The 289-nt window shown below is 50.5% G+C and carries 1 pseudogene; it reads right to left on the reverse strand.

The annotated features are described in order from the left end of the window. Positions 1–289: pseudogene (locus OW491_RS18220) on the reverse strand (hypothetical protein); the annotation flags it as partial.

Below are 289 nucleotides of genomic sequence, written 5' to 3' on the forward strand. Positions count from 1 at the left end.
CTCTTTCATCTCAGCTTCGCGTATGTGCTCTTTCGCTTCGTTAAACGCTTTAGAGCCAGTGAAGCTTAACACTGGGCCATCTAACCGTGCAGCACGTTCACGCAAGCCACGACTAATGTAAGCACCGCCGCCATTCTTCGGTACACATTGGTACTCTTCAAGCGCATCTTCTTCGGTGGCCGTGTCACGAAGCAGGTTCGCTTTCCATTCATCTTCGAGCTCTTGCGTCCACGGTGTCTTCTTAACCTGGCATATCCGTTTGTATAGCCCTTGTTCGCAAGCGTTATCT

This window comes from Neptunomonas sp. CHC150 (genome assembly GCF_030397555.1).
Taxonomy (GTDB): Bacteria; Pseudomonadota; Gammaproteobacteria; order Pseudomonadales; family Balneatricaceae; genus Neptunomonas; species Neptunomonas phycophila.